We start from the raw sequence: 17,405 nt of genomic DNA, 5'->3' as shown, positions 1-17,405 counted from the left end.
GAGCTCATGGCACGTTCCGTCTGGAAAGGTCCGTTTGTCGACCTTCATCTGCTCAAGAAGGCAGAAACCGCGCAGGAAGCTAATGCGCGTGGCGCGATCAAGACCTGGTCGCGTCGCTCCACGATCCTGCCGCAGTTCGTCGGCCTCACGTTCAGCGTCTATAATGGCCGCAAGTTCGTGCCGGTCACGGTTAACGAGGATATGGTTGGGATGAAGCTCGGCGAGTTCGCGCCGACCCGCTACTTCCCGGGCCACGCGTCCGACAAGAAGGGCAAGCGCTAACATGTCCAAGCCAAAATCCCCCCGCAAGGTGGCCGATAACGAAGCGCTGTCGGTTGGCACGCAGATTCGTGGCTCGGCGCAGAAGCTCGGCCTCGTCGCTGCGCTCATTCGCAACAAGAAGGTTGGGGATGCGATGAACATCCTGCAATTCTCGACCAAGGGCATGGCTGTCGAAGCGCGCAAGGTGCTCGCTTCGGCGATTGCCAACGCTGAGAACAACCACAACCTCGACGTCGACGCGCTCGTCGTCGCCGAGGCCTCGGTCGGCAAGTCGATCACGATGAAGCGGTTCGCCACGCGCGGCCGCGGCAAATCGACCCGCATCCTGAAGCCGTTCAGCCGCCTGCGCATCGTCGTTCGCGAAATGGAAGAAGAAGCGTAATGGGCCAGAAATCGAACCCCATCGGTCTGCGCCTGCAGATCAACCGCACGTGGGACAGCCGCTGGTATGCGGAAGGCGCCGACTATGGTCGTCTCCTTCTCGAAGACCTCAAGATGCGCGCTTACATCATGAAGACGCTGCCGCAGGCGGCGATCTCCAAGGTGGTTATCGAGCGTCCGGCCAAGCTGTGCCGCGTTTCCATTTTTGCTGCGCGCCCCGGCGTGATCATCGGCAAGAAGGGCGCCGACATCGAGAAGCTTCGCCGTACCCTCGGCAAGATGACGACGTCGGACGTGAGCTTGAACATCGTTGAGATCCGCAAGCCGGAAGTCGACGCCAAGCTCGTTGCCCAAGGCATCGCCGATCAGCTCGAGCGTCGTATCGCCTTCCGTCGCGCCATGAAGCGTGCGGTCCAGTCGGCCATGCGCCTCGGCGCAGAGGGCATCCGGATCAATTGCGGTGGCCGTCTTGGCGGCGCTGAAATCGCACGGTCGGAATGGTATCGCGAAGGTCGCGTTCCGTTGCACACGCTGCGCGGTAACGTCGATTATGCCGAAGCTTCCGCGCACACTGCTTATGGCGTGTGCGGCGTGAAGGTGTGGATCTTCAAGGGCGAAATCCTGGGTCACGACCCGATGGCGACCGACCGGATCATGATGGAGGCTCAGACCTCCGGCGTGCGCCCGGCGCGCGACGACCGCCGCTAAGGACTGAAACATGCTTCAACCGAAGAAAACCAAGTTTCGCAAAGCCTTTAAGGGCAAGATCCATGGCGACGCCAAGGGCGGCACGACGCTGAACTTCGGCTCGTACGGGCTGAAGGCGATGGAACCGGAGCGTTTGACCGCGCGCCAGATCGAGGCGGCTCGCCGCGCGATCACGCGTCACATCAAGCGTCAGGGCCGTTTGTGGATCCGCGTATTCCCGGATCTGCCGGTCACCGGCAAGCCGGCCGAAGTCCGCATGGGTAAGGGCAAGGGTTCGCCGGAATATTGGGCAGCCCGCGTCAAGCCAGGCCGTATCCTGTTCGAACTGGACGGCGTTCCCGGCGATATCGCGGCGATCGCGTTCAGCCGTGCAGCGATGAAGCTGCCGATCAAGGTGAAGGTCGTTGCCCGTCTCGGCGACACCTCGCATCTGGGAGTTGCATAACATGGCCCGTATCGACGACCTCAAGGCGAAGTCGGAAGACCAGCTGGGCGAAGAGCTCGGCAACCTGAAACGCGAGGCCTTCAACCTGCGTTTCCAGGCCGCGACCAACCAGCTCGAAAAGCCGAGCCGGGTTCGCGAAGTCCGTCGCGACATCGCTCGCATCAAGACGCTCCAGACGTCGCGCTCGCGCGACGCTGCAGCCAAGTAAGGATTAGATCATGCCAAAGCGCGTGCTGACGGGGCTGATCGTCTCCGATAAGGGCGACAAGACGGTGGTCGTGAACGTGGAGCGTAAGGTCAAGCACCCGCTCTACGGCAAGATCATTCGTCGTTCGAAAAAGTATCATGCTCATGACGAGAGCAACGAGTTCAAGCAGGGCGAGACCGTGCGGATCGAAGAGACCGCACCGATTTCCAAGCTGAAGACCTGGAAGGTGATCGATCGGGTTAACACCCATGCGACGCCGGAACGGGTCGAAACGGACGCAACGGCTTAACAGCCATTCGTAGGCGGCACCGGTCGGAATCGGTGTCATAGTGAGAAGGAATGGGATCACATGATCCAGATGCAATCCAATCTCGACGTCGCTGACAACAGCGGCGCGAAGCGGGTTCAGTGCATCAAGGTGCTTGGCGGGTCCAAGCGTCGTGTTGCAGGCGTTGGCGACATCATCGTCGTCAGCGTGAAAGAAGCCGCTCCCCGCGGCCGCGTGAAGAAGGGCGACGTTCATCGCGCCGTCATCGTGCGGACGGCCAAGGACATCCGTCGTGCCGATGGCACCGTGATTCGCTTCGACGGCAACGCCGCCGTGCTGGTCAACAAGAACGAGGAGCCGATCGGCACCCGTATCTTCGGCCCAGTGGTGCGCGAACTGCGTGGCAAGAAGCACATGAAGATCATCTCGCTTGCGCCGGAGGTGCTGTAATGGCCGCTGCCAAGATCAAGAAGGGTGACCGCGTCATCGTCCTGTCCGGTAAGGACAAGGGCAAGACCGGTGACGTCACCCAGGCTCTGCCGCGCGACGGCAAGGTCATCGTATCGGGCGTGAACATCCACGTTCGTCATACCAAGCCGAGCCAGGGCGACCCGCAGGGTGGTCTGGTCCGTTCGGAAGCACCGATGCACGCCTCCAAGGTTGCGCACGTGACCGCGGACGGCAAGCCGACCCGTGTCCGTTTCGAGACCCAGGACGGCAAGAAGGTCCGTGTGGCCGTCAAGACCGGGGAGAAAGTCGGTGGCTGAGGCCCAGAACGCAAAGCCGCGTATGCGGCAGATGTACGACGACACGATCATCAAGGCGATGACCGAGAAGTTCGGCTACAAGAACGTGATGGAAATTCCCCGTCTCGACAAGATTGTCCTGAACATGGGCGTTGGCGAAGCGACGCAGGACAAGAAGAAGGTCGATAAGGCCGCCGGCGAGATGGAATTGATCGCGGGGCAGAAGCCCGTCGTGACCAAGGCCAAGAAGTCGATCGCACAGTTCAAGCTGCGTGAGGGCATGCCCATCGGCGTGAAGGTTACTTTGCGCCGTGAGCGGATGTACGAGTTCCTCGACCGCTTCATCACCATCGCTCTTCCCCGCGTCCGCGATTTCCGTGGCCTCAACCCCAAGTCGTTCGATGGCCGTGGCAACTATGCCTGCGGCCTGAAGGAACAGCTGATCTTTCCGGAAATCAGCTATGACCAGGTTGACCAGGTACGCGGCATGGACGTGATCGTGACGACCACGGCGAAGACCGACGACGAAGCGCGCGAGTTGCTCCGCCTGTTCGGCTTCCCGTTCCCGATCGAAGAAGCGGCAGACGAAAAGAAGGCGGCATAAGATGGCGAAGGTAAGTTCGATCAACAAGAACGAGCGCCGCAAGCTGCTCGTCAAGAAGTACGCGCCGAAATATGCGAAGCTGAAGGCGATTGCCGCCGATAGCACGCTGAGCGACGGCGAGCGGATCGAGGCGCGTCTCAAGATGGCCGAGATCCCGCGTAACGGGAATCCCACCCGCGTGCGCAACCGTTGCATGCTGACCGGCCGGTCGCGCGCTTATTACCGTAAGTTCCGTCTCTCTCGTATCATGTTGCGTGATCTGGCCAACAAGGGCCTGATCCCGGGCGTTACGAAGTCGAGCTGGTAAGGATCAGAAGATGGCATTGACCGATCCCCTGGGTGATATGCTCACCCGCATCCGTAACGGCCAGCGCGCGAAGAAGGACTCTGTCCTGACTCCGGGTTCAAAGCTGCGTCAGCGCGTCCTCGACGTGCTGCAGCGCGAAGGCTATATTCGTGGCTACAGCGAAGAGCAGATGGGCCCTGCAGCCGGCATCCGCATCGAGCTGAAATATTTCGAGGGTCAGCCCGCGATCAAGCACGTCGCCCGCGTTTCGAAGCCGGGTCGCCGCGTCTATTCGGGTTCGACCGAACTGCCCCGCGTCATGAACGGCCTGGGCATCACCATCGTATCGACGCCCCGTGGCGTTCTGTCCGACGCCGAAGCGCGCGAACAGAATGTCGGTGGCGAAGTGCTGGCGGAGGTATTCTGATGAGCCGCATCGGCAAAAAGCCGGTCACGATCCCAGCGGGCGTGACGGCGAACATCGAAGGCGCGATCCTCAGCGTGAAGGGGCCGAAGGGCACTCTCTCCATGCCGATGCGCGACGAGATCAGCTATGTGCTGGAAGACGGCGGCATCGCGGTGAACCCGGCGAACGACACCAAGCGTGCGCGGGCGTTCTGGGGCATGCAGCGGACCATGGTGCAGAACCTGATCACCGGCGTCTCGGATGGTTTCACCAAGAAGCTGCTGATCAATGGCGTCGGCTATCGTGCCGCAGCGCAGGGTCGTAACCTGAACCTGAAGCTCGGCTACAGTCACGACGTGAACATCAACGTGCCGGAAGGCATCGAGGTGGCCACGCCGGACAATACGACGATCCAGATCACCGGTTCCGACAAGCAGAAGGTCGGCCAGCTGGCCGCGGAAATTCGTCAGTGGCGTAAGCCCGAGCCGTACAAGGGCAAGGGCATCAAGTACGACGGCGAGTTCATCTTCCGCAAGGAAGGGAAAAAGAAGTAATGAGCACCAAGGGTCTCTCTCTCTTCGCGAAGCGTCGTCTTCGCGTCCGCACCGCGCTCCGCGCGCGTGGTGGCACCCGTCCGCGGTTGTCGATCCACCGTTCGGGCCGGCACATCTATGCGCAGATCATCGACGATGCGCAGGGCCGTACGCTGGCTGCCGCTTCGACGCTCGAGAAGGAAGTGCGCGACACGACCGGCGCGACGATCGACGCAGCGACCTCGGTCGGCACCCGCATCGCCGAAGTAGCCAAAGCTGCCGGCGTGACGCAGGTCGTGTTCGATCGTGGCGGCTTCCTGTTCCATGGCCGCGTCAAGGCGCTGGCTACCGCGGCACGCGAAGCCGGATTGGAGTTCTAAGACATGGCTGACGACAACATTCCGACCGAAGCAGCCGCAGCAGCACCGGAAGGCGCAGCAGCACCCCAGGACAATCGCGGTCCTGGCGGCCCCGGCGGCGCGCCGCGCGGTGGTCGTGGTCGTGGTGGTCCTCCGGGTGGCGGTCAGAACCGTGGCGGTCGCGACAATCGCGGCGGCGGTCGTGACAATCGTGGCGGCCGTCCCGGCAGCGACGATGGTGGCGAAGAGCTGATCGAGAAGCTGGTGCACATCAACCGTGTCTCGAAGACGGTGAAGGGTGGTAAGCGCTTCGGCTTCGCCGCGCTCGTCGTCGTTGGCGACGGCAAGGGCCGTGTCGGCTTCGGCCATGGCAAGGCACGCGAAGTGCCGGAAGCAATTTCGAAGGCAACTGCAGCTGCCAAGAAGACGATGATCCGCGTGCCGCTTAAGGATGGCCGTACGCTGCATCATGACGGTCGTGGCCATTTCGGGGCCGGTCTCGTGACGGTCCGTTCGGCACCTGCCGGTACCGGCATCATCGCTGGTGGCCCGATGCGCGCCGTGTTCGAATCGCTCGGTGTTGGTGACGTGGTGACCAAGTCGGTCGGCACCTCCAACCCGTACAACATGATCCGTGCGACCTTCGAGGCACTGACCACTCAGGTCAGCCCGAAGTCGGTCGCGCAGCGTCGTGGCAAGAAGATCGCCGACCTGCTCGGCCGTGGCGGTGCGGAAGCACCCCAGGCCGAAGCCGATGCGATCGTGGAGTAAGACAGATGGCAACCATCAAGATCACCCAGATCGGTTCGCCGATCCGCCGCAAGGCAGACCAGCGCGCAACGCTGATCGGCCTTGGGCTTAACAAGATGCACAAGACCAGCGAACTCGAGGATAGCCCCGAGGTCCGTGGGATGATCCGCAAGGTCTCGCACATGCTGAGCGTCGAGAAGTAAGATCCTCTCTCCCTGCGGGGAGAGATCGGGTTATGGTGAAAGGGCTGGTGTAATGCCGGCCCTTTCGTTATTCGCCCACACCTTCCTCTCCCGTCGGGAGAGGGCATCCATCAGCGCGACAAAAGCGAAAGCGAGTGCACGACATGAAATTGAACGAAATCCGCGATAACGACGGTGCCCGTAAATCCCGCATGCGGGTCGGCCGTGGTATCGGTTCCGGCAAGGGCAAGACCGCAGGCCGCGGCCACAAGGGGCAGAAGAGCCGTGAAGGCGTCTCGATCGCCGGCTTCGAGGGCGGCCAGATGCCGTTGCACATGCGTCTGCCTAAGCGCGGCTTCAACAACATCTTCGCCAGCGACTTTGCTGTCGTGAACCTCGGCGTGATCCAGAAGCTGATCGACGCCGGCACGATCGAAGCCGGCGCGACGCTCGATCACGCCGCGCTCAAGGCGGTTGGCGTCGCTCGTGGCGGCAAGGATGGCGTGCGTCTGCTTGGCAAGGGCGAGTTCTCGGCTAAGCTCAGCTTCACCGTCGCCGGTGCGTCGAAGGGCGCGATCGAGATGGTCGAAAAGGCTGGCGGCACGGTCAACGTGATCGAAGTCGTGCCTGCCGCTGAAAAGGCTGCCGCTAAGAAGGGCGTCAAGTATCAGGAGCGCAAGGCACACAAGGCCTCGTTCAAGGCGTAAAGTCCGCTTCGGCATCGTCGCAAGTGCGACGAGCGCTAGGCAAGACCGCTTGCATGACTATATGGGCGGCGGGGGCGTAGAAACGTTTCCCGCCGCTTTTTGTTTCCGGGACGATAACGATAATGGCATCAGCAGCCGATTCCATGGCCCAGGGCCTCAGCCTGTCGAAGTTCGCGCAGGCGACCGATCTTAAGAAGCGCTTGTGGTTTACCATCGGTGTGCTGATCGTCTTCCGGATGCTGTCCTACGTGCCGCTGCCGGGTGTAGATCCGACCGCGCTCGGGCTGCTCAGCCAGCAGACGCAGGGCGGCGTGCTCGATTTCTTCAATGCGTTCTCAGGTGGGTCGCTCAGCCGCATGTCGCTGACGGCGCTCGGCGTCATGCCGTACATCACCGCCTCGATCGTGGTGCAGCTCGCGACTTCGCTGTCGCCAACGCTCGCCGCGATCAAGAAGGACGGCGAGAGCGGACGTAAGCGGCTCAACCAGTACACCCGCTACGGCACGGTCGCTTTGACCGCCGTGCAGGGCTATTTCATCGCCGTCGGCCTGGAAGCGCTCGGCGCCAGCCAGGGCGTGCAGGCGATCGTCGAGCCAGGCATGATGTTCCGGGTCGGCGCGGTCATCTCGCTGATCGGCGGTACGATGTTCCTGATGTGGCTGGGCGAGCAGATTACCGCGCGGGGGATCGGCAACGGCATGTCGCTGATCATCATGGCCGGCATCGTGGCCAGCCTGCCCACCACCCTCTACAATCTGTTCGAAGGCGGCCGTTCGGGTTCGCTCGACGCGGTGAAGATGTTCGGTATCATCGTCGCAGTGGTCGGGCTGATCCTGTTCATCTGCTTCATGGAACGTGCGCAGCGCCGCATTCTCATCCAATATCCCAAGCGCCAGACGCAGCGCGGTATGCAGGCCGATCGCAGCCATCTGCCGCTCAAAATCAACACTGCCGGTGTGATCCCGCCGATCTTTGCATCATCGCTGCTGCTGATGCCGCTAACGATCAGCCAGTTTGCCGGGCAGCGCGTGGCGGGTGAGAGCCAGTGGGGTGACTTCATCATCACGCTCAACCAGTATCTCCAGCACGGTTCGCCGGTGTACATGGCGCTGTACGGCGCGGGGATCATCTTCTTTTCGTTCTTCTACACGGCCGTGGTGTTCAACCCGGAAGAGACCGCGGACAATCTCAAGCGCTATGGTGGGTTCGTCCCCGGCATCCGCCCGGGCAAGAATACCGAGACCTATTTCGATTACGTGCTGACGCGCATCACGGTGATCGGTGCGGGCTATCTGGCGATCATCTGCCTGTTGCCGGAATATCTCGTGTCGGCCTTGTCGATCCCGTTCTACCTCGGCGGGACTAGCTTGCTGATCGTGGTCAACGTAACGATGGATACGGTGACGCAGATCCAGTCGCATTTGCTGGCACATCAGTATGGCGATCTGATCAAAAAGGCGAAGCTGAAGGGTGGCCGTCTCCGCTAAGCGGATGGCGGCTGCCGATGGGGCAGGCGAGGGGATAGCAGGCGTGAATATCATTCTCTTGGGGCCTCCGGGCGCCGGCAAGGGCACCCAGGCGGGCCGCTTGATGACGACCCATGGCATGGTGCAGCTGTCAACCGGCGACATGCTGCGCGCCGCGGTCAAGGCGGGCACCCCCACCGGGCTTCAGGCCAAGGCAGTCATGGAATCCGGCGGGTTGGTGTCGGACGATATCGTCTCCGGGATCATCGGCGAGCGTCTCGACGCGGCGGACACTGCGAACGGCGTGATTTTCGATGGCTATCCGCGTACCGCGGCGCAGGCAGAGCAACTGGATGCGCTGCTCGATGCGCGGGATCGCACGCTGGATTTCGTAATCGAGCTGGAGGTGAACGAGGACGCGCTCGTGGAGCGTATCGTTGGGCGCTATACCTGCGCGCAGTGCGGCACCGGTTATCATGACAAGTTCGCCAAGCCCGTCGTGGCTGGCGTGTGCGACAAATGCGCTTCGACCGAGTTCAAGCGCCGCCCCGACGACAATGAGGCAACCGTCCGCACGCGGATGGAGGAATATCGTGCCAAGACCGCGCCGATCCTGCCGATCTACGACGCGCGCGGGCTGGTCCATCGCGTCGATGGTATGGCGGACATCGATCACGTGACGCAGTCGATCGAGGCGATTATCGCACGCCACTAACGCGTGTCGTTGCGCTACGCGTGAGAGCGCATATGCTGGCCCCGAAGATCAAGGGGCAGGCGATGAAACATTTGTTAGTTGGAATCAGTGCGCTTGGCCTTGCCGCACCGGCGCGCGCGGAGGTGGTCCAGGCGACGCCGGCCGGATTCGAGCTTAGCCAGGCGATCACGATAGAGGTGCCGATCGCGCGGGCTTGGGCCGCGCTCAAATTGCCGCAGCGCTGGTGGGATAAGGATCACACCTATTCCGACGACAGCGCCAATCTGTATCTCGATGCACAAGCCAGCGGCTGCTTTTGCGAAAAGCTGCCCGACAGCAACGGCAGCGTCGAGCACGCCCATATCGTATATGTCGCGCCCGGGCGGATGATCCGGATGGTAGGATCGCTGGGTCCGCTCCAGGCCGAGGCGGTGACGGGCACGTTGACGTTCAAGCTTGATCCCGAGGGCGACGATAAGACGCGGATGACATTGAGCTATGTGGTTGGCGGCTATGTCCGGGCAGGGGCCGATACGCTCGCGTCAAAGGTCGACGAGGTGCTGGCGCTACAACTCGTCAATCTCAAGACCTTTGCCGAAACAGCAGCCCCGCTCGCACCAGCGGCTAAGAAGCCTGCCGAACCCGGCCGCTGATTGCGGTCAGCTGCAGCCGCTTGCCGCGAGCAAGCGAAGGATTTTCTGCGCGCCGATACCGGTGAGCTGCGCAACCGTGTCGCGCTCGAGCAGCTCGATCAGTTCCTTTTGCGCGAGCGCGCGAAGCCAGCGCGTGGTCGACAGTGGCGACAGACCTATCCGCACGGCTAATGTCTCGGTATCGCTTTGCCGCCCTTCGGCTTCGTCGAGATACAGCTGGAGCAGGATCGACATGGCGTAATCGGAGAACAGGTCGCTGCCGAGCAGGTCGCGGCGGATGTCGTTCAATTGGGCCAATTGCCGCGCGGCACGCCATAACATGGCCGGCGCGAACCGTTGTTCCTCCGGCGCGACCAGATAGAGCGTACCAATCAGGCGTCCGGCATCGCTCCCCGCATTCATGCGCGATACGTGGACATCCGTTTCGACCGTTCCGCCGTCGGGCACGAGATAGCGTTTGCGGAACCAGATCGCTGCACCGTTGCTGGGCAGACGCGCGACCAACACGGCATTGCGTCGGCGATCGGCAGGATGCGTGAGATCGAGATAGGATTGTCCGATAACGTCGCGGCGTATGCGTTGCATGGCGTCGCATACGGCGCTGTCGATCGCCAATATTCTGCCGTCGCCATCAGAGACGGAGTGTCCGATCAGCACGATGTTCCCCCTGGTCACCAAGCATGCGTCACCCGTTTGAGCATACGAACCTTATCCTATGACAATATCACAAATTAACAATAGCGAAGCATGGGCATCAAGGAAGCTCGTCCGGGGCTGGTATAATCTTGTCGGGATGGGCACACCGCGGCCTATGGACGCACTGACACTATTCGGCCTGTTTGCCGTTACCTTCATGCTGGTTTGCTATATCAAGGAGCAGGCAAGCCATTGGTGGACGCTGGCTTTCGCCGCCGGCTGTGTGATGGGATCGGCCTATGGCTTTCTGCAGGGCGCCTGGCCGTTCGGCTTAGTCGAGCTGGCCTGGACCGTCGTCGCATTGCGTCGCTGGTGGTTGATGCCGGCACGCCGCGCCCGCGCCGCGACGGCCGCTACGACAAGGTAGGCGAGCGCGCCGAAGCGCCCGCCGACTCGGTTGACAAGTTTAGGGCGGAGGCTTACTGGCACCCATTCCGAACCACCGGTCCCGGCGGCGCTTATCAGCGTCCGCCGCTTCTGTGCGTTAGGGATGTGTCGCAACGCTATGAGATGGGTTGGCTGCCATGCCGGCCTGTGGAGCAGGAGAAAATAGTACATGGCTCGTATTGCTGGGGTCAATATCCCAACGAATAAGCGCGTGGTTATCGCGCTGACCTATATCCACGGCATCGGCAACACGCATGCCCAGGCCATCGTCAAGAAACTGGGCATCGCCGAAGAGCGTCGCGTGCAGGATCTGACCGATCAGGAAGTGCTGCAGATTCGCGAGACGATCGATGCCGATTACACCGTCGAGGGTGATCTGCGTCGCGAAGTATCGATGAACATCAAGCGCCTGATGGACCTGGCCTGCTATCGTGGCCTGCGCCACCGCAAGGGCCTGCCGGTCCGCGGCCAGCGCACGCACACCAACGCCCGCACCCGCAAGGGCAAGGCCAAGCCGATCGCCGGCAAGAAGAAATAAGCCCGCAGCCGTCCGCGCCCCCAGGGCGCAGGCGGCGCGCTTATTTGATTCAAGGATTTAGGACAGAAAATGGCACGTGAACCAGCACGCATCAAGCGGCGCGAGCGCAAGAACATCACCTCGGGCGTCGCCCATGTGAACGCAAGCTTCAACAACACCATGATCACGATCACCGATGCCCAGGGCAATGCGATCTCGTGGTCCTCGGCCGGCGCGATGGGCTTCAAGGGAAGCCGCAAGTCGACCCCGTATGCCGCGCAGGTCGCCGCGGAAGACGCCGGCAAGAAGGCCGCCGAGCACGGCGTGCGCACGCTGGAAGTGGAAGTGAAGGGCCCCGGCTCGGGCCGTGAATCGGCGCTCCGCGCGCTGCAGGCGGTCGGGTTCCAGATCACCTCGATCCGCGACGTGACCTCGATCCCGCACAACGGCGTGCGCCCATCGAAGCGCCGCCGCGTCTGACCTACCGCTCGGCGGCGCGCGATTGATCACGCTGCGCCGCCGATTCTCTCATGGCTCGTGCCGTCTGTCGCACGCAGTCCAAAACCAAGGGGAAGCCCATGTCCGTCAATGCAAAAAATTGGCAGGAACTCAAGAAGCCCAACGGTCTCGAGAAAAAGGCTGGTGACGGCAAGCGCAAGGCGACGTTCGTGGCCGAGCCGCTGGAGCGTGGCTTTGGCCTGACGCTGGGCAATGCGCTGCGCCGCGTGTTGCTCTCGTCGCTGCAGGGGGCGGCCGTGACCTCGATCAAGATCGAGAACGTGCTGCACGAATTCAGCTCGCTCGCCGGGGTGCGCGAGGACGTCACCGACATCGTGCTCAACGTAAAGCAGATCGCGCTGCGCATGCAGGGCGAAGGCCCCAAGCGGCTGCAGCTCTCGGCCACCGGCCCCGCGACCGTCACCGCCGGCGACATCGCCGTGTCGGGCGATATCGAAGTGCTCAACCCGACGCTCGTCATCTGCCATCTCGACGAGGGCGCGACGCTCAACATGGAGCTCACCGCCGATGTCGGTAAGGGCTATGTCGCGGCGGTCGCCAACCGTCCGGCGGATGCGCCGATCGGGCTGATCCCGATCGACGCGCTGTACTCGCCGGTCAAGCAGGTCAGCTACAAGGTCGAGAATACGCGCGTCGGCCAGGAGCTGGATTACGACAAGCTGACGCTCAACATCGAGACCGACGGCACGGTGACCCCGGAGGACGCGGTCGGCTATGCCGGGCGCATCCTGCAGGACCAGCTGGCCTTGTTCGTACAGTTCGACGATTCGCTGGTCACGCGCTCGGCGCCGATCGGCCATGCCGCACCGGCCTCCGGCGCGAGCGAAGCGGCGGGCGACACGCAGCAGATCAACCGTTACCTGCTCAAGAAGGTCGACGAGCTGGAACTGTCGGTGCGCAGCGCCAACTGCCTGAAGAACGACAACATCATCTATATCGGCGATCTCGTGCAGAAGACCGAAGCGGAGATGCTGCGCACGCCGAATTTCGGGCGCAAGTCGCTGAACGAGATCAAGGAAGTGCTGTCGTCGATGGGCCTGCGGCTGGGGATGGAAATCCCGGGCTGGCCGCCGGAGAATATCGAGGAAATGGCCAAGAAGCTCGAACAGGAGATTATGGGCTGAGGCGCACCGGATTAGCGCACGCTAATCCGGAGACGCCGAAGGCCCGGCCGGCGGGCGGGGGAGCGGGCTTGGCCCGCGATCCCCGTCCCGTCCGACGTGATCGACGGGCACCGGCTTTTGCCGGGGCGCGGCGCTTCTGGGAATACGAAGAGGCCGTCCTGCGAGGGGCGGCCTTTTTGTTTGTCTGTTCTTACCCGGGACGCGGAGGATGCTGACTGCACTAGCTGCCTGTCGTATAGTGCAGCCACCACGGCACGCTACGGTTGAATCCTCATTACGCCGTGGCATGATGCTCGCAACGAAATTGTTTGCAATTACAAGCAGGCGGGGCGGCCGCTTCACCGCCGGTGGAAGGGAAGACGTACTTGGGGTTCGTTCAATTCTTCTCGCTGGCGCCGCGTGTGGGGCCGTTACGTTGGCTGGCGTGGCTCGCTGCGACGCTCGGGGTCGCGTGGCTGTGCATCCTGGCTTTGCAGGACGTGGAGGGGATCGCCCTGGTCGCCACTTATGCCGTTCTGGCGCTCGCCGTGGGCAAGCTGGCGATCGAATCCGTGCGCCGGCTGCACGATTGCGAGCAATCGGGGCGGCTGGGCCTGGCGGTGATGGCAGGCGTGGTGGCGTTGTTCCTTGCCGGGCTGGTGCGCTCGCTGGGATATGCGGACGATGCGGTGTCATGGGGCGCGATGGGATTGGCGGGACTTGGCGTCGCCGTGCTGCTGCTGCGGCCGGGGACGGCGGGCATCAACAGCTATGGGCCGCCACCGCCTGCGCGCTTTGCGACCAGCGGTGTGACGGGCGGCAAAGCGGGGCTGCTGGTGGCGATGGGCTTCCTGCTGGCGGGCATCGCCTTCGGCTTCGCGGTGCTCGACTGGCAGGCGGGGATCGACCGCGATAGGGAGTTGCGGACGAGGATTAGCGCAGATCACCCCACTCCTCCCGAGACTGCCGTCACCGCTGGAACTGTTCAGTCTAACAATACGCATACGGAAATGGACGACGAAAATACCGAATTGTTGAACGGAATCGATGCGATGCTGAACCGTGGAGAGGCGCAGTGATAACGGGCAATACGGAGCGGATGAAAGTTGCGGTGGATTTGCTGCGTCGTTTCATCGCGATTGGTCAGACGAAAGATGCAAAACGCAAGGCGGCGCTGCAGAGCAGTCCTGCGGGGTGGCCCGTGACAAGGGACATGCTTGCCCGGCAACTCAGAAACCGGCTCGGCGGCAAGCTGCCGGAGCAACTTGGGACGTCCTACTGCGGCCCTGCTGCCTTCCTCTTCTGTCTCATCCACGATCGACCAGACGTTTACGTCAAGTATGCGCTCTCGCTTTGGGAACATGGACATTTCCGCTTTGGCAATAAGAACGCGATGGTGGATATCGGCACCGGCAGCGGCACGATAAACGCCGCGACCAAGCTGGTCGAAACGCGTGCCAAGGACGGCAAGCATCGCTATATCAACGATCTGGATTGGATGACCATGTCATGCCTAAGCGTGTCGACAAGGCCGTTCGGTATAGGCGCGGTAGCTCCCGATGATAAACTCGGGTCGGTCACGTATCCGCGCGTTTTGCGTAAGTGGTTTGTGGCGACAGGCGCTGCCGTTCGCGCCAACACGATGGGAGAAGGCCTTCTCAAGAGCAGCATGGCAGCGACTTTGCACCTGATGCGAAATTGGGGGAACAGCTGGATCGTGCTGCAAATCGACTCCAGCCTCCTGCAGGGGGGCAACACAAGTACTTTTGAAAAACGCCACTGGGTCGTGGTCGATCCGCACAAGCCGCCGATGGTGCGCAAAGGAACCGGCGAGCCCTGGATGCCGATGGGCGATGCTGCCGGGGAGGTATGGAAAGTTTCTCCCGACCGGATCGCCGAGGGGCTCGAGGGATATCACTTGAAGGATTGGGATACGAATTTGCAGGTGGCGAGCTGGGGCGACGAACATTATCCCATTCATGGTGCGAAATTAGGCCAAACGATCGGTCGCATCTATGGCGGTTATGCCTTTGGCAGGTTCAAGTAGGACAGCCGTCGATGTCGGTGTATCGGCGCCGATCGTCAAACTGTCAGCGCTTCAGTGGTGCACTAGGTTTTTAGCTTTTGGCAGTGAGATAATTTGGCCCCTCAAGCCAGCTCCACCCGCAACTGCCGCCCCACGGCATTCGCCGCGCGTGTCAGCGTCTCCAGCGACACATTATACTCCTCCGGATCGAGGATCCGCGCCAGCTGCGCGCGGCTCGTGTCCATCAGCGCGGCCATGAAGACGCCATAACTGAGGATAGATCATGACGTGGGGTGACTTTCAGCGCCAGTACCAAGCGCAAAGACGCGAAAAGGGTGATGGATATTCACAAAGCGACTTCGATGGGATGACCGACGATGAGCGCGCCCGCGCTCGAACGATGATGCTGGATCGGGCACTGCAAGGCGATACGATCGACCTTAGCGGATTGCGTTATATCGGGGATGACGGCACCGTGGCGGCGCTGGAAGCGGCGGCGGATGCCGTCGCGCGGCTCGGCTGGCGGGACGACATCATCCGGCACGAGGTGCTGTTCGAGCTGACAGGGCAGGGGGCATACCTTACCGATCTTGCGACCTACCTCGACGGACGCAACCCCGAGGCGCAGGAGCGCGCCGCCAGCGCCTTCACGTGGTACGTTCTTCCAACAGATGCCGAGCCGTTCCTGCTCGATCGTATCGGCGATGGCGGACACGAGGCGGCTGTTCTGCCGCTTCTGCAAGCGTGGATTGCAATGCACCAGCGCGCCGTTTGCGACATCATGTGTTTTCAAAAGCACCTCGATCTCATCCGCCGGGTGAGCGATGCGGCGCCCGGGCGGCGTCGCGCCTTGCTGGCGGCGGCGGTGGCCTCCTTGACGGTGGCGGGGCATGATCGGGGATAGGCTGGCGACGCTGCGGGCGGACTATCCGCGCGATGCAGCGTGGGAACGCTACGCGGCCGTCCTGCGCCCGGCAATGACGCCGGACAATGCGCGCCTGGTCCGGCGGCGGGTGCCGGAGGATGAGGGGCTGGCGGAGACGCTGGTCGGGGTGTTGGGGCAGGCGGCGGCTTTGGCGTGGATGGAGCGGGCGAACGATGCGCTGGACGGCTTTTCGCCGCGCCAAGTGATGGCCCTGGGCGATGACGGGATATGAACCGCGCCGGGTTTGTCGGAGGCTCCAACTCCTGAGAAGGTGGAGCCTTTATGAGCAAGACAACGAACAAGTTTGCGCCGGAAGTTCGCGAACGCGCGGTACGGATGGTTTTCGACCACGAGCGGGATCACCCCTCGCGATGGGCGGCTGTGGTGTCGATCGCGGAAAAGATCGGCTGCGTTCCGCAGACGCTGCATGAGTGGGTGAAGAAGGCTGAGGTCAACAGCGGTAAGCGTGCCGGTGTCCCGACCGAGGTTGCCGACAAGATGAAGGCGCTCGATCGCGAGGTCCGTGAGCTGCGGCAGGCCAACGAGATTTTGCGCAAGGCATCGGCATATTTTGCGCAGGCGGAGCTCGACCGCCCGTTCCGGCGATGATCGCGTTTATCGATGATCACCGCGATGCCTATGGGGTCGAGCCGATCTGCCGTGTCCTGCCGATCGCCCCATCTACCTACCACGAGCGCGTCGCGCAGCGACAGGATCCGACACGTCTGTCGGCGCGGGCACGGCACGATGTTGCTCTCAAGCCTGAGATCGCGCGCGTGTTCGCCGAGAACTTCGCGGTCTACGGCGTGCGCAAGGTCTGGCGGCAGATGATGCGCGAGGGGGTCCCGATCGCACGCTGTACCGTCGCGCGGCTGATGCGGGATATGGGCTTGGCAGGCGTGATCCGGGGCAAGCCGGTGCGCACGACCATCAGTGACAAGGCGGCGCCGTGCCCACTCGATCACGTCAACCGCCAGTTCTACGCGCCAGCGCCGAACATTCTGTGGGTGTCGGACTTCACCTATGTCGCGACCTGGGCAGGGTTCGTCTACGTCGCCTTCGTCATCGATACCTATGCTCGGCGGATCGTCGGTTGGCGGGCCAGCAGAACGGCCCATGCCAGCTTCGTGCTGGATGCGCTCGAGCAGGCGCTGCATGATCGCCGGCCAGTACATCGTGGCGGCCTGGTCCACCATAGCGACCGCGGGTCACAATACGTGTCCATCAAATACACCGAGCGGCTCGCCGAGGCCGGGATCGAGCCGTCGGTCGGCAGCGTCGGCGACAGCTACGACAACGCTTTGGCCGAGACGATCAACGGTCTTTACAAGGCTGAGGTAATCCATCGGCGCGGGCCATGGCGCAGTTTCGAGTCCGTCGAATACGCCACGCTCGAATGGGTCGATTGGTTCAACCATCGACGGCTGCTTGAGCCCATCGGCAACATCCCGCCTGCCGAAGCCGAAGATCAATATTATGCTGCCGCGGACAACATCGATATGGCGGCGTGACTCACAACCCAAGCCCTCCGGCAGACCCGGCGCGGTTCAATAC

Annotated in this window: 30 protein-coding genes and 1 other annotated feature; of the genes, 28 read left to right on the top strand and 2 right to left on the bottom strand. The window is 62.4% G+C overall.

Annotated features, from left to right (window positions below; translation table 11 throughout):
* Positions 1 to 6 precede the first annotated feature (6 nt).
* From rpsS to U1739_RS07660, 19 genes are all read left to right on the top strand, one after another.
* The gene (gene rpsS, locus U1739_RS07750) at positions 7 to 282 is read left to right on the top strand and encodes a 30S ribosomal protein S19 (RefSeq protein WP_261292483.1); all 276 of its coding nucleotides are present in this window, start codon (positions 7 to 9) and stop codon (positions 280 to 282) included.
* A 1-nt stretch (position 283) separates the two neighbouring features.
* On the top strand, positions 284 to 664 hold the full coding sequence (gene rplV, locus U1739_RS07745) for a 50S ribosomal protein L22 (protein WP_261292484.1): 381 nt from the start codon (positions 284 to 286) through the stop codon (positions 662 to 664).
* The gene (gene rpsC / locus U1739_RS07740) at positions 664 to 1,371 is read left to right on the top strand and encodes a 30S ribosomal protein S3 (protein ID WP_332706072.1); all 708 of its coding nucleotides are present in this window, start codon (positions 664 to 666) and stop codon (positions 1,369 to 1,371) included. Before rplV ends, rpsC begins: the two co-directional genes overlap by 1 nt.
* 10 nt (positions 1,372 to 1,381) lie before the next feature.
* Positions 1,382 to 1,816, top strand: coding sequence for a 50S ribosomal protein L16 (rplP, locus tag U1739_RS07735; RefSeq protein ID WP_260598049.1), 435 nt, complete (start codon positions 1,382 to 1,384; stop codon positions 1,814 to 1,816).
* A 1-nt stretch (position 1,817) separates the two neighbouring features.
* The gene (gene rpmC, locus U1739_RS07730) at positions 1,818 to 2,024 is read left to right on the top strand and encodes a 50S ribosomal protein L29 (RefSeq protein ID WP_332706069.1); all 207 of its coding nucleotides are present in this window, start codon (positions 1,818 to 1,820) and stop codon (positions 2,022 to 2,024) included.
* A gap of 10 nt (positions 2,025 to 2,034) precedes the next feature.
* A complete protein-coding gene (gene rpsQ, locus U1739_RS07725) occupies positions 2,035 to 2,313 on the top strand; it encodes a 30S ribosomal protein S17 (RefSeq protein ID WP_332706066.1) in 279 nt (92 codons plus the stop codon).
* Positions 2,314 to 2,373: 60 nt separating this feature from the next.
* Complete coding sequence (gene rplN, locus U1739_RS07720; protein ID WP_202095168.1) at positions 2,374 to 2,742, top strand: 50S ribosomal protein L14; 369 nt, start codon at positions 2,374 to 2,376, stop codon at positions 2,740 to 2,742.
* Complete coding sequence (gene rplX, locus U1739_RS07715) at positions 2,742 to 3,059, top strand: 50S ribosomal protein L24 (RefSeq protein WP_261292488.1); 318 nt, start codon at positions 2,742 to 2,744, stop codon at positions 3,057 to 3,059. The genes rplN and rplX overlap by 1 nt, the downstream gene beginning before the upstream one ends.
* Positions 3,060 to 3,081: 22 nt before the next feature.
* Positions 3,082 to 3,642 (top strand): 50S ribosomal protein L5, encoded by a 561-nt coding sequence (rplE, locus tag U1739_RS07710; protein WP_332706583.1) that lies wholly within the window; start codon positions 3,082 to 3,084, stop codon positions 3,640 to 3,642.
* A gap of 1 nt (position 3,643) precedes the next feature.
* Positions 3,644 to 3,949: a 30S ribosomal protein S14 gene (rpsN, locus tag U1739_RS07705; protein ID WP_332706063.1), complete on the top strand. Its 306-nt coding sequence runs from the start codon at positions 3,644 to 3,646 to the stop codon at positions 3,947 to 3,949.
* A gap of 10 nt (positions 3,950 to 3,959) precedes the next feature.
* Positions 3,960 to 4,355: a 30S ribosomal protein S8 gene (gene rpsH / locus U1739_RS07700; RefSeq protein ID WP_332706060.1), complete on the top strand. Its 396-nt coding sequence runs from the start codon at positions 3,960 to 3,962 to the stop codon at positions 4,353 to 4,355.
* On the top strand, positions 4,355 to 4,888 hold the full coding sequence (gene rplF, locus U1739_RS07695; RefSeq protein WP_260598057.1) for a 50S ribosomal protein L6: 534 nt from the start codon (positions 4,355 to 4,357) through the stop codon (positions 4,886 to 4,888). The genes rpsH and rplF overlap by 1 nt, the downstream gene beginning before the upstream one ends.
* Positions 4,888 to 5,247, top strand: a complete 360-nt coding sequence (rplR, locus tag U1739_RS07690) for a 50S ribosomal protein L18 (RefSeq protein WP_332706057.1) — start codon at positions 4,888 to 4,890, stop codon at positions 5,245 to 5,247. The genes rplF and rplR overlap by 1 nt, the downstream gene beginning before the upstream one ends.
* Before the next feature lie 3 nt (positions 5,248 to 5,250).
* A complete protein-coding gene (gene rpsE / locus U1739_RS07685; protein ID WP_332706054.1) occupies positions 5,251 to 5,997 on the top strand; it encodes a 30S ribosomal protein S5 in 747 nt (248 codons plus the stop codon).
* A gap of 5 nt (positions 5,998 to 6,002) precedes the next feature.
* On the top strand, positions 6,003 to 6,179 hold the full coding sequence (rpmD, locus tag U1739_RS07680; protein WP_261292492.1) for a 50S ribosomal protein L30: 177 nt from the start codon (positions 6,003 to 6,005) through the stop codon (positions 6,177 to 6,179).
* A 143-nt stretch (positions 6,180 to 6,322) separates the two neighbouring features.
* Positions 6,323 to 6,865 carry a 50S ribosomal protein L15 gene (rplO, locus tag U1739_RS07675; RefSeq protein ID WP_332706051.1) on the top strand — a complete coding sequence of 181 codons (543 nt, stop codon included), beginning with the start codon at positions 6,323 to 6,325 and terminating at the stop codon, positions 6,863 to 6,865.
* Positions 6,866 to 6,987: 122 nt separating this feature from the next.
* Positions 6,988 to 8,352, top strand: coding sequence for a preprotein translocase subunit SecY (gene secY, locus U1739_RS07670; protein ID WP_332706048.1), 1,365 nt, complete (start codon positions 6,988 to 6,990; stop codon positions 8,350 to 8,352).
* Between the two features lie 43 nt (positions 8,353 to 8,395).
* Positions 8,396 to 9,046 (top strand): adenylate kinase, encoded by a 651-nt coding sequence (locus U1739_RS07665; RefSeq protein WP_332706045.1) that lies wholly within the window; start codon positions 8,396 to 8,398, stop codon positions 9,044 to 9,046.
* A 62-nt stretch (positions 9,047 to 9,108) separates the two neighbouring features.
* Positions 9,109 to 9,678 (top strand): SRPBCC family protein, encoded by a 570-nt coding sequence (locus U1739_RS07660; RefSeq protein WP_332706042.1) that lies wholly within the window; start codon positions 9,109 to 9,111, stop codon positions 9,676 to 9,678.
* 6 nt (positions 9,679 to 9,684) lie between these two features.
* Here the strand turns inward: U1739_RS07660 and U1739_RS07655 are convergent, their stop codons facing one another.
* Positions 9,685 to 10,335, bottom strand: a complete 651-nt coding sequence (locus U1739_RS07655) for a PAS domain-containing protein (RefSeq protein ID WP_332706039.1) — start codon at positions 10,333 to 10,335, stop codon at positions 9,685 to 9,687.
* Positions 10,336 to 10,489: 154 nt separating this feature from the next.
* Between U1739_RS07655 and U1739_RS07650 the strand changes: the two genes are divergently transcribed.
* The 6 genes from U1739_RS07650 to U1739_RS07625 all read left to right on the top strand — a co-directional run bounded on the left by U1739_RS07650 (position 10,490) and on the right by U1739_RS07625 (position 14,947).
* Positions 10,490 to 10,741 carry a hypothetical protein gene (locus tag U1739_RS07650; RefSeq protein ID WP_332706036.1) on the top strand — a complete coding sequence of 84 codons (252 nt, stop codon included), beginning with the start codon at positions 10,490 to 10,492 and terminating at the stop codon, positions 10,739 to 10,741.
* A gap of 189 nt (positions 10,742 to 10,930) precedes the next feature.
* Positions 10,931 to 11,299, top strand: coding sequence for a 30S ribosomal protein S13 (gene rpsM / locus U1739_RS07645; protein WP_332706033.1), 369 nt, complete (start codon positions 10,931 to 10,933; stop codon positions 11,297 to 11,299).
* Positions 11,300 to 11,368: 69 nt separating this feature from the next.
* Complete coding sequence (gene rpsK, locus U1739_RS07640) at positions 11,369 to 11,758, top strand: 30S ribosomal protein S11 (protein WP_260598070.1); 390 nt, start codon at positions 11,369 to 11,371, stop codon at positions 11,756 to 11,758.
* A gap of 98 nt (positions 11,759 to 11,856) precedes the next feature.
* A complete protein-coding gene (locus tag U1739_RS07635) occupies positions 11,857 to 12,921 on the top strand; it encodes a DNA-directed RNA polymerase subunit alpha (protein WP_332706030.1) in 1,065 nt (354 codons plus the stop codon).
* A gap of 365 nt (positions 12,922 to 13,286) precedes the next feature.
* Positions 13,287 to 13,979 carry a DUF805 domain-containing protein gene (locus U1739_RS07630; protein ID WP_332706027.1) on the top strand — a complete coding sequence of 231 codons (693 nt, stop codon included), beginning with the start codon at positions 13,287 to 13,289 and terminating at the stop codon, positions 13,977 to 13,979.
* A complete protein-coding gene (locus U1739_RS07625) occupies positions 13,976 to 14,947 on the top strand; it encodes a hypothetical protein (protein WP_332706025.1) in 972 nt (323 codons plus the stop codon). The genes U1739_RS07630 and U1739_RS07625 overlap by 4 nt, the downstream gene beginning before the upstream one ends.
* A gap of 101 nt (positions 14,948 to 15,048) precedes the next feature.
* On the opposite strand, the gene U1739_RS07620 is transcribed toward U1739_RS07625, so the two are convergent.
* Positions 15,049 to 15,183, bottom strand: coding sequence for a hypothetical protein (locus U1739_RS07620; protein ID WP_332706022.1), 135 nt, complete (start codon positions 15,181 to 15,183; stop codon positions 15,049 to 15,051).
* Positions 15,184 to 15,209: 26 nt separating this feature from the next.
* Here U1739_RS07620 and U1739_RS07615 point away from each other — a divergent pair, with 26 nt between their 5' ends.
* From U1739_RS07615 to U1739_RS07605, 3 genes are all read left to right on the top strand, one after another.
* Positions 15,210 to 15,830 carry a hypothetical protein gene (locus tag U1739_RS07615; RefSeq protein WP_332706019.1) on the top strand — a complete coding sequence of 207 codons (621 nt, stop codon included), beginning with the start codon at positions 15,210 to 15,212 and terminating at the stop codon, positions 15,828 to 15,830.
* Positions 15,817 to 16,083: a hypothetical protein gene (locus tag U1739_RS07610; RefSeq protein WP_332706016.1), complete on the top strand. Its 267-nt coding sequence runs from the start codon at positions 15,817 to 15,819 to the stop codon at positions 16,081 to 16,083. Before U1739_RS07615 ends, U1739_RS07610 begins: the two co-directional genes overlap by 14 nt.
* Positions 16,084 to 16,133: 50 nt before the next feature.
* A protein-coding gene (locus U1739_RS07605; protein WP_332706013.1) for an IS3 family transposase occupies positions 16,134 to 17,362 on the top strand; the annotation gives its coding sequence in 2 pieces (ribosomal slippage) (positions 16,134 to 16,422 and positions 16,422 to 17,362; 1,230 coding nt in all).
* Positions 16,415 to 16,531 (top strand) — a sequence feature (AL1L pseudoknot). Its footprint overlaps the gene before it by 117 nt.
* Positions 17,363 to 17,405: the final 43 nt, after the last annotated feature.

Origin of the sequence: Parasphingomonas puruogangriensis (genome assembly GCF_036663635.1) — a bacterium.
GTDB lineage: Bacteria > Pseudomonadota > Alphaproteobacteria > Sphingomonadales > Sphingomonadaceae > Sphingomonas.
Note: the sequence above shows the minus strand (reverse complement) of the source record. Positions and strands in the feature narration are given on the sequence as shown.

What these genes read in the sequence shown, in the direction of transcription:
- rpsS (WP_261292483.1), top strand. Translation starts at nt 7, where the DNA reads ATGGCACGTTCCGTCTGGAAAGGTCCGTTTGTCGACCTTCATCTGCTC.
- rplV (WP_261292484.1), top strand. Translation starts at nt 284, where the DNA reads ATGTCCAAGCCAAAATCCCCCCGCAAGGTGGCCGATAACGAAGCGCTG.
- rpsC (WP_332706072.1), top strand. Translation starts at nt 664, where the DNA reads ATGGGCCAGAAATCGAACCCCATCGGTCTGCGCCTGCAGATCAACCGC.
- rplP (WP_260598049.1), top strand. Translation starts at nt 1,382, where the DNA reads ATGCTTCAACCGAAGAAAACCAAGTTTCGCAAAGCCTTTAAGGGCAAG.
- rpmC (WP_332706069.1), top strand. Translation starts at nt 1,818, where the DNA reads ATGGCCCGTATCGACGACCTCAAGGCGAAGTCGGAAGACCAGCTGGGC.
- rpsQ (WP_332706066.1), top strand. Translation starts at nt 2,035, where the DNA reads ATGCCAAAGCGCGTGCTGACGGGGCTGATCGTCTCCGATAAGGGCGAC.
- rplN (WP_202095168.1), top strand. Translation starts at nt 2,374, where the DNA reads ATGATCCAGATGCAATCCAATCTCGACGTCGCTGACAACAGCGGCGCG.
- rplX (WP_261292488.1), top strand. Translation starts at nt 2,742, where the DNA reads ATGGCCGCTGCCAAGATCAAGAAGGGTGACCGCGTCATCGTCCTGTCC.
- rplE (WP_332706583.1), top strand. Translation starts at nt 3,082, where the DNA reads ATGCGGCAGATGTACGACGACACGATCATCAAGGCGATGACCGAGAAG.
- rpsN (WP_332706063.1), top strand. Translation starts at nt 3,644, where the DNA reads ATGGCGAAGGTAAGTTCGATCAACAAGAACGAGCGCCGCAAGCTGCTC.
- rpsH (WP_332706060.1), top strand. Translation starts at nt 3,960, where the DNA reads ATGGCATTGACCGATCCCCTGGGTGATATGCTCACCCGCATCCGTAAC.
- rplF (WP_260598057.1), top strand. Translation starts at nt 4,355, where the DNA reads ATGAGCCGCATCGGCAAAAAGCCGGTCACGATCCCAGCGGGCGTGACG.
- rplR (WP_332706057.1), top strand. Translation starts at nt 4,888, where the DNA reads ATGAGCACCAAGGGTCTCTCTCTCTTCGCGAAGCGTCGTCTTCGCGTC.
- rpsE (WP_332706054.1), top strand. Translation starts at nt 5,251, where the DNA reads ATGGCTGACGACAACATTCCGACCGAAGCAGCCGCAGCAGCACCGGAA.
- rpmD (WP_261292492.1), top strand. Translation starts at nt 6,003, where the DNA reads ATGGCAACCATCAAGATCACCCAGATCGGTTCGCCGATCCGCCGCAAG.
- rplO (WP_332706051.1), top strand. Translation starts at nt 6,323, where the DNA reads ATGAAATTGAACGAAATCCGCGATAACGACGGTGCCCGTAAATCCCGC.
- secY (WP_332706048.1), top strand. Translation starts at nt 6,988, where the DNA reads ATGGCATCAGCAGCCGATTCCATGGCCCAGGGCCTCAGCCTGTCGAAG.
- U1739_RS07660 (WP_332706042.1), top strand. Translation starts at nt 9,109, where the DNA reads ATGAAACATTTGTTAGTTGGAATCAGTGCGCTTGGCCTTGCCGCACCG.
- U1739_RS07650 (WP_332706036.1), top strand. Translation starts at nt 10,490, where the DNA reads ATGGACGCACTGACACTATTCGGCCTGTTTGCCGTTACCTTCATGCTG.
- rpsM (WP_332706033.1), top strand. Translation starts at nt 10,931, where the DNA reads ATGGCTCGTATTGCTGGGGTCAATATCCCAACGAATAAGCGCGTGGTT.
- rpsK (WP_260598070.1), top strand. Translation starts at nt 11,369, where the DNA reads ATGGCACGTGAACCAGCACGCATCAAGCGGCGCGAGCGCAAGAACATC.
- U1739_RS07635 (WP_332706030.1), top strand. Translation starts at nt 11,857, where the DNA reads ATGTCCGTCAATGCAAAAAATTGGCAGGAACTCAAGAAGCCCAACGGT.
- U1739_RS07620 (WP_332706022.1), bottom strand. Translation starts at nt 15,183, where the DNA reads ATGGCCGCGCTGATGGACACGAGCCGCGCGCAGCTGGCGCGGATCCTC.
- U1739_RS07615 (WP_332706019.1), top strand. Translation starts at nt 15,210, where the DNA reads ATGACGTGGGGTGACTTTCAGCGCCAGTACCAAGCGCAAAGACGCGAA.
- U1739_RS07610 (WP_332706016.1), top strand. Translation starts at nt 15,817, where the DNA reads ATGATCGGGGATAGGCTGGCGACGCTGCGGGCGGACTATCCGCGCGAT.